Raw genomic sequence first — 14,107 nt, 5'->3', positions numbered from 1 at the left:
GGACATGGGGGCACTCCCCCCCAGCGGTAGCTGGGGGAACGTCACCGTCGCGGGCCTGGGGGTGAGCGGCATGAGCGCCGCCCGTGCCCTGGCCCGCCTCGGGGCCGCCGTAACGGTCGTGGACGGCGGTGACGGGGAGCGGCAGCGGGAGACCGCGGCCTCCCTGGAGGGCGAGGGGATCTCGGTCAGGCTCGGCGACGGGGCGACGCTCCCCGAGGGCACGGAGCTGGTCGTCACCTCGCCCGGCTGGAAGCCCGACAGCCCGCTGTTCCTGGCCGCGGCGAAGGCAGGTGTCGACGTCGTCGGCGACGTGGAGATCGCCTGGCGCCTCCGCGGGCCCGGGGCCGCCCCCTGGCTCGCCGTCACCGGCACCAACGGCAAGACCACCACCGTCCAGATGCTCGCCTCGATCCTCACCGCCGCCGGGCTCCGAACCGCCGCCGTCGGGAACATCGGCACCCCGATCATCGATGTGGTGCTCTCCGAGGAGCCGTACGACGTCCTGGCCGTCGAGCTCTCCAGCTACCAGCTCCACTGGGCGCCCTCCGTCCGAGCCCATTCCGCCGCCGTCCTCAACCTCGCGCCCGACCACCTCGACTGGCACGGCTCGATGCAGGCGTACGCCGCCGACAAGGGCCGGATCTACCAGGGAAACCGGGTCGCCTGCGTCTACAACGCCGCCGACCCGGCCACCGAGGAACTGGTCCGCGCCGCGGACGTCGAAGAGGGCTGCCGCGCCATCGGCTTCACCCTCGGCACCCCGGCGCCCTCCCAACTCGGCGTCGTCGAGGGCATTCTCGTCGACCGCGCCTTCGTGGAGAACCGCCGCAGCAGTGCGCAGGAGCTGGCCGAGGTCTCCGATGTCACGCCGGCGGCGCCCCACAACATCGCCAACGCCCTGGCGGCCGCCGCCCTCGCCCGCGCCTACGGCGTCGAGCCCACGGCCGTACGCGACGGGCTGCGCGCCTTTCGCCCCGACGCCCACCGCATCGCGCACGTCGCCGATGTCGGCGGCGTCGCGTACGTGGACGACTCCAAGGCCACCAACACCCACGCGACCGAGGCGTCCCTCGCCTCCTTCGAGCACATCGTATGGATCGCCGGCGGCCTCGCGAAGGGTGCCACCTTCGACGAACTCGTCACTGGTGCCGCGAAGCGATTGCGAGGTGCGGTTCTCATCGGCGCCGACCGGGCCCTGATCCGCGAAGCGCTCGCGCGACACGCCCCCGAAGTCCCGGTCGTGGACCTCGACCGGACCGACACTGGGGCGATGTCCGCGGCGGTCCGGGAGGCGGCCGGCCTGGCCCGGCCGGGAGACACCGTACTGCTGGCCCCGGCCTGCGCCTCCATGGACATGTTCGTCAACTACGGCATGCGCGGGGACGCCTTCGCCGAAGCCGTACGCGAACTCGAAGCGGTCGGCGGCGAACAGCGGCAGTAGAGCCGGAGGGTCCCCGCCGCGCAAGGATCCGGCGCACCAGACATACGGAGGGGACATGACGGCCGAGCAGCCCGGTACCGCCGCGGACGGCCGATCGCGAGAGATGACCGGTCTGCGGGGCCGTATCGCCGCCGCCCGGCGCCTGAGCACCAACGCTGCCGGGGCGGGCGGCCCGCTGGTGGCGCTGCGCGAGCGCACGGCAGCGCCCCGCGCTGCACGGCCGAAGCCGGCGGGGGCCGGCGCGGCCGGTGCCCGTACCCCGAAGAAGCCCGCGCGCGGCAGCGCTCTGCGCGGACTGCGGCAATTCCACATCCGCCTCCGGCGTGCCTGGGACCGTCCCCTCACCGCGTACTACCTGATCCTCGGTGGGAGCATGCTGCTCACCGTGCTGGGGCTGGTCATGGTCTATTCGGCGTCGATGATCCAGGCCCTGCAGTCCGGGCTCGCCCCCACCCACTTCTTCCGCAAGCAGCTCGTCGCCGCCGTTCTCGGTGCGGGGCTGCTGCTTTTCGCCTCCCGGATGCCGGTACGGTTCCACCGCCTGCTGGCGTATCCGCTGCTCGCCGTCTCGGTCTTCCTGATGACCCTGGTGCAGGTGCCGGGGATAGGGCACACCGTCAACGGCAACACCAACTGGCTCCAGCTGGGCGGCCCCTTCCAGCTCCAGCCCAGTGAGTTCGGCAAGCTCGCGCTCGTCCTGTGGGGCGCCGATCTGCTCGCCCGCAAGCAGGACCTGCGCCTGCTGACCCAGTGGAAGCACCTGCTCGTGCCGCTCGTCCCCGCGGCGTTTATGCTCCTCGGGCTGATCATGCTCGGCGGTGACATGGGCACCGCAATCATCCTTACCGCGATCCTCTTCGGCCTGCTGTGGCTGGCCGGCGCCCCTACTCGGCTCTTCGCGGGCGTGCTCGCGGGCGCCGCCGTGCTGGGGATCATCCTCATCACCACCAGCCAGAACCGGATGGCGCGGCTCGCCTGCCTGGGAGCCACCGAGCCCGGCGAGGGCGACCGCTGCTGGCAGGCCGTACACGGGATCTACGCCCTGGCCAATGGCGGCTGGTTCGGCTCCGGACTCGGGGCGAGTGTGGAGAAATGGGGTGAACTCCCGGAACCGCACACCGACTTCATCTTCGCCGTGACCGGGGAGGAACTCGGCCTGGCAGGGACGCTGTCGGTGCTCGCACTCTTCGCGGCTCTAGGCTATGCGGGTATCCGCGTGGCCGGACGCACGGAGGACCCCTTCGTGAGGTACGCCGCGGGAGGTGTGACCACCTGGGTCACGGCCCAGGCCGTGGTCAACATCGGTGCGGTGCTCGGTCTGCTGCCGATCGCCGGCGTTCCGCTCCCGCTGTTCTCCTACGGAGGGTCCGCCCTGCTGCCGACCATGTTCGCCATCGGGCTGCTGATCGCCTTCGCGCGAGCCGAGCCCGCGGCCCGGGCGGCCCTGGCCACGCGGCAGCCGGCTTTCCGGAGGAAGCTGGCGGGTGTGAGACGGAAGACGATGCGACGGCGCGCCACGAGGCGGCCGTCCGGAGAGCGGTGAATTTCGGTGCATGTCGTACTCGCCGGTGGGGGGACCGCCGGCCACATCGAGCCCGCGCTCGCCCTCGCGGACGCCCTGCGCAGGCAGGACTCGACCGTGGGGGTCACGGCCCTCGGCACGGAGCGCGGACTCGAGACCCGGCTCGTACCCGAGCGGGGCTACGAACTGGCGCTGATCCCGGCCGTACCACTGCCCCGCAAGCCCACGCCGGAGCTGATCACCGTCCCCGGCCGGCTGCGCGGCACGATCAAGGCGGCGGAGCAGATCCTCGAGCGCACCAAGGCCGACTGCGTGATCGGCTTCGGCGGCTATGTGGCCCTGCCCGGCTACCTGGCCGCCAAGCGGCTCGGCGTCCCGATCGTCGTCCACGAGGCCAACGCCCGGCCCGGTCTGGCCAACAAGATCGGCTCCCGGTACGCGCACCAGGTCGGCGTCGCCACCCCGGACAGCAAGCTCCGCAACGCGCGCTACATCGGCATCCCGCTGCGCCGCTCCATCGCCACCCTCGACCGTGCCGCGGTGCGCCCGGAGGCCCGTGCCGCCTTCGGGCTCGACCCCAACCTGCCCACGCTGCTGGTCTCCGGCGGCTCGCAGGGAGCCCGCCGCCTCAACGAGGTGGTCCAGACGGTCGCCCCGGCGCTCCAGCGCTCCGGCATCCAGATCCTCCACGCGGTCGGCCCGAAGAATGAATTGCCGCATGTGGACAACATGCCGGGAATGCCCCCTTACATCCCGGTACCGTACGTGGACCGGATGGACCTCGCGTACGCCGCGGCCGACATGATGCTCTGCCGCGCGGGCGCGATGACCGTCGCCGAACTGTCCGCGGTCGGGCTTCCGGCCGCTTACGTACCGCTGCCGATCGGCAACGGCGAGCAGCGGCTCAACGCCCAGCCCGTGGTCAAGGCCGGCGGCGGCCTGCTGGTCGACGACGCCGAGCTGACGCCGGAGTGGGTGCAGAGCCAGGTGCGCCCGGTGCTGTCCGACCCGCACCGGCTGTACGAGATGTCCCGCGCCGCGGCGGAGTTCGGCCGCCGGGACGCCGACGACCTGCTCGTCGGGATGGTGTACGAGGCGATGGCGGCGCGCCACCGGGCGTGAGGCCGTAACGGCCCGGGTTCCCCCCGGGCCCCGGAAGGAGCCAGGGAGCGTGGCCGGACCGACGACCGCCGAACGTGGTGCGAGGAGGCCGGTACCGTCCGGCCCGCCCCGGCGACCCAGGAAACGGAGGTTCCGGTTCCCAAGGCCCGGCCGCCGTTTCCTCCTCGTGACGCTGGCACTGGTGGTGCTCGTCGTGGCGTCGGGAGCCTGGGTCGTCTACGGCTCGAAGTGGCTGCGGGTGGGCAAGGTGAGCACCCGGGGGACCCGGGTTCTCACACCCCGTCAGGTGACGGCGGCGGCGGACGTACCGCTCAACACCCCTCTGATGTCGGTCGACACGGAGGGAATTGCCACACACCTCCGGGCGCAACTGCCCCGTATCGGTGCGGTGGACGTCGTACGGGTCTGGCCCGATGAAATCCGTCTGAAAGTGACGGAACGCAAACCGGAAGTTCTTATTGATAAGGGCGGAAAGTTTATCGAAGTGGACAGCGGTGGAGTTCGCTACGCGACCGTTCCCGGGGCGCCGAAAGGCGTTCCGCTTCTGGAATTGGATGCGAGCCGTTCACCGAGTCTCCAGCGATTCGGACCGAAGAGGCTCGAGCGGGAGGCAGTACGCGTCGCGGGCGGACTACCGGAGGTCATTCACCGCGACACCCGGGTCGTCCGAGTCAGTTCATATGACTCCATCACGCTGGAACTGACGGGGGGTCGGACCGTGGCGTGGGGTAGCAGCGAACGGGGAGCCGCCAAGGCGAAGACACTTCTCGCGCTCATGAAAACGGCGCGGGGCGCCGAGCACTTCGATGTCAGTGCTCCCACCGCCCCTGTGATGTCAGGGAGTTGACGCGCGGAGCGGCAGGCCAGCACCCTGGTTGGCTAGCACATGGCGTGATCACATAGGGTGAAAAGAAAAACGGGAGGTTCGGCGTGTTCGTTGAACGCGCAGCACTTGTCGACTTAGTGTCTCGTTCGAAGAGTCCACAGGGCAGACACAACTGGTAACCCTAAACTTGACCGTTAGGGTTCGGGTCGGCTTTGGACCGTCCCAAATCGGCATGCGTCCGTGCCCCGCGAAACCGCGGCAACCGCGCGGACACGTAACTCGAGGCGAGAGGCCTTCGACGTGGCAGCACCGCAGAACTACCTCGCAGTCATCAAGGTCGTCGGGATCGGCGGCGGTGGCGTCAACGCCATCAACAGGATGATCGAGGTCGGTCTCAAGGGCGTCGAGTTCATCGCGATCAACACCGATGCACAGGCCCTGCTGATGAGCGACGCCGACGTCAAGCTCGACGTCGGCCGCGAGCTCACCCGCGGACTCGGCGCCGGCGCCAACCCCGATGTCGGCCGCAAGGCCGCCGAGGACCACCGCGAGGAGATCGAAGAGGTGCTCAAGGGCGCCGACATGGTCTTCGTGACCGCGGGCGAGGGCGGTGGCACGGGCACCGGTGGCGCACCGGTCGTCGCCAACATCGCGCGCTCGCTGGGCGCCTTGACCATCGGCGTGGTCACGCGCCCGTTCACCTTCGAGGGCCGCCGTCGCGCGAACCAGGCCGAGGACGGCATCGCCTCGCTGCGCGACGAGGTCGACACCCTCATCGTGATCCCGAACGATCGCCTGCTGTCGATCTCCGACCGTCAGGTGAGCGTGCTCGACGCGTTCAAGTCCGCGGACCAGGTCCTGCTCTCCGGTGTCCAGGGCATCACCGACCTCATCACCACCCCTGGCCTCATCAACCTCGACTTCGCCGACGTCAAGTCCGTGATGTCCGAGGCCGGGTCCGCGCTCATGGGCATCGGCTCGGCCCGCGGAGACGACCGCGCGGTGGCCGCCGCCGAGATGGCCATCTCCTCGCCCCTGCTGGAGGCGTCCATCGACGGCGCTCGCGGTGTGCTGCTCTCCATCTCCGGCGGTTCGGATCTCGGTCTCTTCGAGATCAACGAAGCCGCCCAACTCGTCAGCGAGGCCGCTCACCCCGAGGCGAACATCATCTTCGGTGCCGTCATCGACGACGCCCTCGGCGACGAGGTCCGCGTGACAGTCATCGCGGCGGGCTTCGACGGCGGGCAGCCGCCGTCCAAGAACCGCGACAAGGTGCTCGGTACGAGCAGCGGCCGCGAGGAGTCCTACCAGAGCGGCAGCCGTCCGCCGTCGTCCTCCGACACCGGCAGCCGCCCCTCCTTCGGAGGCCTGGGAGCCGTCACTCCGCGCGATCCCGAAGAGATCGAGCCCGAGCGCAGCGAGCCGGCCCCGGTCGGTGAGGTGCCTTCGCCCCCGGCCGCCGCTCCGCAGGTGCCGTCGGCCCGCCCGTACCAGGACAGCCAGGCCGAGGAGCTGGACGTCCCGGACTTCCTGAAGTAACCGACCCGACGTGATAGGGCACCAGCATCAATCGAGCGGCGCGCACTTCGCTTTCACCGACCGGTGGGGCGGGGTGAGCGCCGCTCCTTATGAGCAGCTCAACCTCGGCGGTGCCGTCGGCGACGAGCCAGGCGCCGTACGGACCAACCGCGAACTCGTCGCGAAGGAACTGCGTCTGGACCCCGCCGGCGTCGTCTGGATGAAACAGGTGCACGGGCGGGACGTGGTCGTCGTCGACGGTCCGTGGAAGCCGGACGGGAAGATCCCGGGTGTGGACGCGGTCGTGACCACCCGGCGCCGGCTCGCCCTCGCCGTACTCACCGCCGATTGCACCCCCGTCCTGCTGGCCGACCCTTTGGCGGGTGTCGCCGCCGCGGCGCACGCCGGGCGGCCGGGCCTGGTGGCCGGTGTCGTACCGGCGACCGTGGAGGCGATGCTCGCCCTGGGGGCCCAGGCGTCCAGGATCACCGCTCTCGCGGGGCCCGCAATCTGCGGGCGTTGCTACGAGGTGCCGGAGGACATGCGGGCGGACGTGGCGCGGGCCGTCCCGGAGTCATGGTCGACCACGAGCTGGGGGACGCCCGCCGTGGACGTCACGGCCGGGGTTGTCGCTCAACTTGCCCGATTTGGCGTGGAGATGTGCGAGAAGAGTCACATCTGCACACTGGAATCGCCCGATTACTTTTCATACCGTCGTGACCGTACGACGGGTCGGCTGGCCGGCTATGTCTGGCTGGACTGATGGGACTGGCATGACTGACCGCAGGGCTCAACTCGCCCAGAACCTCTCGCGGGTGGAGGAACGTATCTCCGCGGCCTGTGCCGCCGCGGGCCGCAAGCGGGACGAGGTGACCCTCGTCGTGGTCACCAAGACCTACCCCGCAAGTGATGTCCGACTGCTCGCCGAGCTGGGCGTCCGCCATGTCGCGGAGAACCGGGACCAGGAGGCGGCGTCCAAGGCGGGGGAGTGCGCCGGACTCACCCTCGACTGGCACTTCGTAGGGCAACTTCAGACGAACAAGGCGCGTTCCGTGGTCAGTTACGCCGATATGGTGCAATCCATGGACCGCCTGCGACTTGTCACCGCCCTATCGGGTGCCGCTGTGCGCGCAGGCCGCGAGGTCGGCTGTCTCGTCCAAGTCGCCCTGGACGCCGAGGAAGGGGACGCCGGGGGCAGGGGCGGGGCCGCACCGGAGGAGGTGCCGGAGATCGCCGACGCGATCGCCGGTGCCGAAGGACTGCGGCTGGGAGGTGTGATGACCGTCGCACCGCTGTCCGGCGTGTACGCCGGGCGTCAACGGGCGGCATTCGACAGGCTGATGGAAATCTCGGCACGCCTGCGCTCGGAGCATCCTGCTGCGAACATGGTGTCGGCAGGAATGAGTTCGGACCTCGAGGACGCCGTGGCGGCCGGAGCGACACATGTGCGCGTCGGCACTGCGGTACTCGGAGTCAGACCCAGGCTCCGGTAACGTCGCCAATCAAGTCGGACCACAGTAGAAAATATGGTCATTTCCGTCAATGGGCGGTCAGGCCGAGTGGATCCAGGGCAACCGGTGACGGAGCCGATCCACCACAGAGCGGAGGACGCAGAGAATGGCCGGCGCGATGCGCAAGATGGCGGTCTACCTCGGCCTCGTGGAGGACGATGGGTACGACGGCCGGGGCTTCGACCCCGACGATGATTTCGAACCGGAGCCGGAGCCCGAGCGGCCCCGCCGGCAACATCAGCCCCACCTGTCCGAGCGGACACAACAGGACGAATCGGTACGCGTCGTCCATGCCCCGGCTCCCCGCGAGCCTCTGGCTCTCGCCGCCGAAAGCGGACGACCCGCCCGTATCGCCCCCGTGGCGTCCATCACACCTGAACGTCAGAATCTGGAGAAGAACGCACCGGTGATCATGCCCAAGGTCGTGTCCGAGCGCGAGCCCTACCGCATCACGACTCTGCACCCCCGGACGTACAACGAAGCCCGTACCATCGGGGAACACTTCCGTGAGGGCACCCCGGTGATCATGAATCTGACGGAGATGGATGACACCGATGCGAAGCGACTTGTCGACTTTGCGGCTGGATTGGTGTTTGGTCTTCACGGCAGTATCGAGCGAGTGACGCAGAAGGTCTTCCTCTTGTCGCCTGCTAACGTCGATGTCACGGCGGAGGACAAGGCCCGCATCGCAGAGGGCGGGTTCTTCAACCAAAGCTGAGACGCAACATGGTCACCGAGGCCGCGAGGCCCGGCACGAGTAAGGGGAGAGGCGCCGCGAGATGGACATCGCACTGCAGGTGATCTACATCGCGCTGTACTGCTTCCTCATCGTGTTGATCTTCCGGTTGGTCATGGACTACGTCTTCCAGTTCGCCCGCTCGTGGCAACCGGGGAAGGCGATGGTGGTGGTCCTGGAAGCCACTTACACTGTCACTGATCCGCCACTCAAGCTTTTGCGGCGGTTCATACCGCCGCTGCGTCTCGGGGGCGTGGCGCTCGACCTGTCCTTCTTCGTACTGATGATCATCGTCTACATCCTGATCACCGTCGTGAGCCGGCTGTGAACGATACGGTCTGCCGATATGCCGACGACTACGTTGAGGTGAAGAGATGCCGTTGACCCCCGAGGACGTTCGGAACAAGCAGTTCACGACCGTCCGCCTCCGAGAAGGCTATGACGAGGACGAGGTCGATGCCTTCCTCGATGAGGTCGAAGCCGAACTGACCCGGCTGCTGCGGGAGAACGAGGACCTGCGCGCCAAGCTCGCCGCGGCGACCCGTGCCGCCGCGCAGAACCAGCAGCAGGGTATGCGCAAGCCACCGGAGCAGCAGGACCGGGGCGGGGCACCCGTCCCCGCCGCCATATCGGGCCCGCAGCCGGTGCCGCCGCAGCAGCAGATGGGTCCGCCCCAGCTGCCCGGTGGAGCGCCCCAGCTGCCTGCAGGTCCCGGTGGCCACGGCCCGCAGGGCCCGCACGGTCCCGGTCCCATGGGCCAGGGCGGTCCCATGGGTGGCCCGATGGGCGGCCCCGGTGGTCCCGGTGGGCCGCACCTGCCGCAGCAGGGGCCCGGCGGCGACAGCGCCGCCCGCGTCCTCTCGCTCGCGCAGCAGACCGCGGACCAGGCGATCGCGGAGGCCCGTTCCGAGGCCAACAAGATCGTCGGTGAGGCCCGGAGCCGGGCCGAGGGACTGGAGCGGGATGCCCGCGCCAAGGCCGACGCGCTCGAGCGGGACGCCCAGGAGAAGCACCGTGTCGCGATGGGCTCCCTGGAGTCCGCCCGCGCCACGCTGGAGCGCAAGGTCGAGGACCTGCGCGGCTTCGAGCGGGAGTACCGGACGCGTCTGAAGTCGTACCTGGAGAGCCAGCTCCGTCAGCTGGAGAACCAGGCCGACGACTCGCTGGCCCCGCCGCGGACCCCGGCGACCGCTTCCCTGCCGCCGTCCCCGTCCATGGCAGGCGCGGGTGCGGGCATGGGCGGCCACACCATGGGCGGCAACCAGTCCATGGGCGGCCACGGCCACGGCCCGGGCGGCGGTGGTCCGTCGTACGGCGGTCAGCAGCAGATGTCCCCGGCGATGACCCAGCCGATGGCGCCGGTGCGGCCGCAGGGCCCGCAGCCGATGCAGCAGGCACCGTCCCCGATGCGGGGATTCCTCATCGACGAGGACGACAACTGACGGGACACCGCGCAGAGCGCGCGTAGCAGTCGGCAGATCAAGGGCCGGGCCCCGGGACGAATCCCGGGGCCCGGCCCTTTTCTGCGCTAACGTCCCCACCATGGGCGACGGCTACCAGCAGGCGAGCGCCGAGACGCGCAGGCGATGGGGCATGCTCGCGGAGGATGTGTCGACCGAGCTGGCCGCGGCGGGGCTGCCGGTGGTTCCCGGGATGGACGCGCGTGTCAGTGCGGGCGTGCGGGTGGCGATCGACCCGGGGGGTGACGCATCGGGAGGCGTCTACGTGGAGTGGCGGATCCATCCGTGGCTGGCATCCGCGATCACGCGGTGCACCCTCCAACACCAGGCCGAGGCGCCGGTGGTGCGGTACGGGGCGCATGTTGCGGATGTGATGCGGGAGGCGATCCGTCAGATCCTCACCACGGGTGGCTTCACCGTGCGCGAGAGCCCCAACGAGTTTGTCGCGCACATGCTCTACGTCGCCTCCGGTCCCCGGGGCACCCTCGCCGAGCGCCTCCGGCTCGGCTGAGCGGTCTCAAGGGGCCTGCCCCAGCCGTTGCGGGGAGAGATGAGGAGGCGAGGGGCGGCGCACCCGCGCCGGGGCGCGCCGCCTCCTCACACCGTGCTACGCCTCGGTCTTGCGGAGGCGGAACGTGAGGCTCAGCCCCGCGTCCTCAAACGCGTCGCCGTAGGAGGAGTCCGCCGCTCCCGGTGCGAAGTCAGTGGCGAGCACCTCGTCCGCGATCAGTTCTGCGTGATCCGTCAGTGCCGTACGGACCTCGTCGTCCCTGGACTCCCATCGCAGCACGATCCGGTCGGCCACATCGAGGCCGCTGTTCTTGCGCGCCTCCTGGATCAGCCGGATCGCGTCACGGGCCAACCCCGCACGCCGCAACTCCGGGGTGATCTCCAGGTCGAGCGCCACGGTCGCGCCCGAGTCCGAGGCCACCGACCAGCCCTCGCGCGGGGTTTCGGTGATGATGACCTCCTCGGGCGAGAGCGCCACCGTCTCGCCGTCCACCTCCACCGACGCGGTGCCCTCGCGGAGCGCCAGCGAGAGTGCAGCGGCGTCCGCCGCGGCCACGGCCTTGGCGACCGCCTGGACGCCCTTGCCGAACCGCTTGCCCAGGGCGCGGAAGTTGGCCTTGGCCGTGGTGTCGACCAGGGAGCCGCCGACCTCGGACAGCGATGCCAGTTCGCTGACGTTGAGTTCCTCGGCGATCTCGGCGCGCAGTTCGGCGCCCAGCTCCTCGAAGCCCGCCGCCGCGACCAGCGCGCGGGACAGCGGCTGGCGGGTCTTCACACCCGACTCGGCACGGGTCGCGCGCCCCAGCTCCACCAGACGCCGCACCAGCACCATCCGGCGCGCGAGTTCGGGATCGATGAGCGCGGTGTCGGCGACCGGCCAGGACGACAGGTGCACCGACTCGGGCGCCTCCGGTGTCACCGTCACGACCAGGTCCTGCCACACCCGCTCGGTGATGAACGGGATGATCGGCGCCAGCAGACGCGTCACCGTCTCGATCACCTCGTGCAGCGTGCGCAGCGCGGCCGCGTTGCCCTGCCAGAAGCGGCGGCGGGAGCGGCGTACGTACCAGTTGGACAGGTCGTCGACGAAGGCGGAGAGCAGCCTGCCCGCCCGCTGGGTGTCGTACGACTCCAGGGCCTGGGTGACCTGGTCGGTCAGCGCGCCCAGCTCGCTCAGCAGCCAGCGGTCCAGCAGCGGCCGCTCTGCCGGTGCCGGGTCGGCCTCGCTCGGGGCCCAGCCGGACGTACGGGCGTACAGGGCCTGGAAGGCGACCGTGTTCCAGTACGTCAGCAGGGTCTTGCGGACGACCTCCTGGATCGTGCCGTGGCCCACGCGGCGGGCCGCCCAGGGCGAGCCGCCGGCTGCCATGAACCAGCGGACCGCGTCGGCCCCGTGCTGGTCCATGAGCGGGATCGGCTGGAGGATGTTGCCCAGGTGCTTGGACATCTTCCGGCCGTCCTCGGCAAGGATGTGGCCGAGACAGACCACGTTCTCGTAGGACGACTTGTCGAAGACGAGCGTGCCGACCGCCATCAGTGTGTAGAACCAGCCGCGGGTCTGGTCGATGGCCTCGGAGATGAACTGCGCCGGGTAGCGCTTCTCGAAGATCTCCTTGTTGCGGTACGGGTAGCCCCACTGTGCGAACGGCATCGAGCCCGAGTCGTACCAGGCGTCGATCACCTCGGGCACCCGCGTCGCCGTCAGCGAGCAGCCCTCGGCGGTGCAAGTGAAGGTGATCTCGTCGATGTACGGGCGGTGCGGATCCAGGCCCGACTGGTCGGTGCCCGTCAGCTCGGACAGCTCGGTGAGGGAGCCTACGCAGGTGAGGTGGCCCTCCTCGCAGCGCCAGATCGGCAGCGGCGTGCCCCAGTAGCGGTTCCGGGAGAGCGCCCAGTCGATGTTGTTGTTGAGCCAGTCGCCGAAGCGGCCGTGCTTGACCGCCTCCGGGTACCAGTTGGTGCGCTCGTTCTCCCGGAGGAGGGCGTCCTTGATGGCGGTGGTGCGGATGTACCAGGACGGCTGCGCGTAGTAGAGCAGCGCCGTGTGGCAGCGCCAGCAGTGCGGATAGCTGTGCTCGTACGGCAGGTGCTTGAAGAGCAGGCCTCGGGTGTGCAGATCGGCGACCAGCGCCTCGTCGGCCTTCTTGAAGAACTGGCCGCCGACGAGGTTGACGTCCTCCTCGAAGGTGCCGTCGGGACGGACCGGGTTCACCACCGGCAGACCGTACGCGCGGCAGACCTTGAGGTCCTCCTCACCGAATGCGGGGGACTGGTGGACCAGGCCGGTGCCGTCGTCGGTCGTCACGTAGTCGGCGTTGACCACGAAATGGGCGTTCTCGATCTCGACGAGGGCGAAGGGGCGGTCGTAGCCCCAGCGCTCCATCTCGCGGCCACTGAACCTCTGGCCGGTGGTCTGCCAGCCGCTCCCTGAGCCCTGCGGCCCGGAGGGTGCCCCCACGCCGAGCGCCTTCTCCAGCAGCGGCTCGGCGACGACCAGCTTCTCCTGGCCGTCTGTCGCCACAACGTAGGTCACGTCGGGGTGGACGGCGACCGCGGTGTTCGAGACCAGGGTCCAGGGTGTCGTCGTCCAGACGAGGAGGGACGCCTCGCCCGCGAGCGGGCCGGAGGTCAGCGGGAAGCGGACGTAGACGGACGGGTCGACGACGGTCTCGTATCCCTGGGCCAGCTCGTGGTCGGAGAGGCCGGTCCCGCAGCGGGGGCACCAGGGGGCGACGCGGTGGTCCTGGACGAGCAGCCCCTTGCCGAAGATCTCCTTCAGCGACCACCAGACGGACTCGACGTATTCCGGGTCCATGGTGCGGTAGGCGTCGTCGAGGTCGACCCAGTAGCCCATGCGCGTGGTCAGCTCGGCGAAGGCGTCGGTGTGGCGGGTGACCGACTCGCGGCACTTGGCGTTGAAGGCGGCGATGCCGTACGCCTCGATGTCCTTCTTGCCGCTGAAGCCGAGCTCCTTCTCGACCGCGAGCTCGACCGGCAGGCCGTGGCAGTCCCAGCCGGCCTTGCGGCCCACGTGGTAGCCCTGCATGGTCCGGAAGCGCGGGAAGACGTCCTTGAAGACGCGGGCCTCGATGTGGTGGGCGCCGGGCATGCCGTTGGCGGTCGGCGGGCCCTCGTAGAAGACCCACTCGGGCCGCCCCTCGGTCTGCTCCAGGCTGCGGGAGAAGACCTTGGCCTCGCGCCAGAAGTCGAGCACGGCGTGCTCGAGCGCGGGCAGGTCGACCTGGGCGGGCACCTGGCGGTACTGCGTCATCGGATCTTCCTCCGGCGGACGTCACGTCTGTAGAAAAAATGCAGTCCGTCGGAGGGACGAGAGCTGGTGCTCCCGCGGTACCACCCTCCTTGGCGGTGATCACTTCTCCCACCGCCCCCTCATTGAGGCCGCGACGCCGGTTCTACTCGCCCGCGGGCCGCCGGCCACGTGGCCGCCGCAGCGGAGCTTT

General features: G+C 69.8%; 12 protein-coding genes. 11 read left to right on the top strand and 1 reads right to left on the bottom strand.

Features of this window, described 5'->3' with window-relative positions:
• The first annotated feature begins 4 nt into the window (after positions 1-4).
• The 11 genes from murD (at position 5) to AB0M26_RS07510 (ending at position 10,647) form a co-directional block, all read left to right on the top strand.
• Positions 5-1,441, top strand: a complete 1,437-nt coding sequence (gene murD, locus AB0M26_RS07560) for a UDP-N-acetylmuramoyl-L-alanine--D-glutamate ligase (protein WP_365256062.1) — start codon at positions 5-7, stop codon at positions 1,439-1,441.
• A 103-nt stretch (positions 1,442-1,544) separates the two neighbouring features.
• Positions 1,545-2,984 carry a putative lipid II flippase FtsW gene (ftsW, locus tag AB0M26_RS07555; RefSeq protein ID WP_365256375.1) on the top strand — a complete coding sequence of 480 codons (1,440 nt, stop codon included), beginning with the start codon at positions 1,545-1,547 and terminating at the stop codon, positions 2,982-2,984.
• Between the two features lie 6 nt (positions 2,985-2,990).
• A complete protein-coding gene (gene murG / locus AB0M26_RS07550) occupies positions 2,991-4,085 on the top strand; it encodes an undecaprenyldiphospho-muramoylpentapeptide beta-N-acetylglucosaminyltransferase (RefSeq protein ID WP_365256059.1) in 1,095 nt (364 codons plus the stop codon).
• Between the two features lie 49 nt (positions 4,086-4,134).
• Positions 4,135-4,932 carry an FtsQ-type POTRA domain-containing protein gene (locus AB0M26_RS07545; protein ID WP_365256056.1) on the top strand — a complete coding sequence of 266 codons (798 nt, stop codon included), beginning with the start codon at positions 4,135-4,137 and terminating at the stop codon, positions 4,930-4,932.
• 279 nt (positions 4,933-5,211) lie between these two features.
• Positions 5,212-6,450, top strand: a complete 1,239-nt coding sequence (ftsZ, locus tag AB0M26_RS07540) for a cell division protein FtsZ (protein WP_365256054.1) — start codon at positions 5,212-5,214, stop codon at positions 6,448-6,450.
• 10 nt (positions 6,451-6,460) lie between these two features.
• On the top strand, positions 6,461-7,192 hold the full coding sequence (gene pgeF / locus AB0M26_RS07535) for a peptidoglycan editing factor PgeF (protein ID WP_365256051.1): 732 nt from the start codon (positions 6,461-6,463) through the stop codon (positions 7,190-7,192).
• 10 nt (positions 7,193-7,202) lie between these two features.
• Positions 7,203-7,922 carry a YggS family pyridoxal phosphate-dependent enzyme gene (locus AB0M26_RS07530; RefSeq protein ID WP_365256048.1) on the top strand — a complete coding sequence of 240 codons (720 nt, stop codon included), beginning with the start codon at positions 7,203-7,205 and terminating at the stop codon, positions 7,920-7,922.
• Between the two features lie 124 nt (positions 7,923-8,046).
• A complete protein-coding gene (sepF, locus tag AB0M26_RS07525; protein WP_365256045.1) occupies positions 8,047-8,658 on the top strand; it encodes a cell division protein SepF in 612 nt (203 codons plus the stop codon).
• A 61-nt stretch (positions 8,659-8,719) separates the two neighbouring features.
• Positions 8,720-9,004, top strand: coding sequence for a YggT family protein (locus AB0M26_RS07520; RefSeq protein ID WP_365256042.1), 285 nt, complete (start codon positions 8,720-8,722; stop codon positions 9,002-9,004).
• 46 nt (positions 9,005-9,050) lie between these two features.
• The gene (locus AB0M26_RS07515) at positions 9,051-10,118 is read left to right on the top strand and encodes a DivIVA domain-containing protein (protein WP_360853132.1); all 1,068 of its coding nucleotides are present in this window, start codon (positions 9,051-9,053) and stop codon (positions 10,116-10,118) included.
• A gap of 100 nt (positions 10,119-10,218) precedes the next feature.
• Positions 10,219-10,647 carry a hypothetical protein gene (locus tag AB0M26_RS07510; protein ID WP_365256039.1) on the top strand — a complete coding sequence of 143 codons (429 nt, stop codon included), beginning with the start codon at positions 10,219-10,221 and terminating at the stop codon, positions 10,645-10,647.
• Between the two features lie 96 nt (positions 10,648-10,743).
• Here AB0M26_RS07510 and ileS read toward each other — a convergent pair whose 3' ends face one another.
• Positions 10,744-13,917 (bottom strand): isoleucine--tRNA ligase, encoded by a 3,174-nt coding sequence (ileS, locus tag AB0M26_RS07505; protein ID WP_365256036.1) that lies wholly within the window; start codon positions 13,915-13,917, stop codon positions 10,744-10,746.
• Positions 13,918-14,107 lie beyond the last annotated feature (190 nt).

The sequence above is a fragment of the Streptomyces sp. NPDC051776 genome, from assembly GCF_040681345.1.
Lineage (GTDB): Bacteria > Actinomycetota > Actinomycetes > Streptomycetales > Streptomycetaceae > Streptomyces.
The sequence above is the reverse complement of the archived record's forward strand: the minus strand, read 5'-3'. Positions and strand labels throughout refer to the sequence as shown.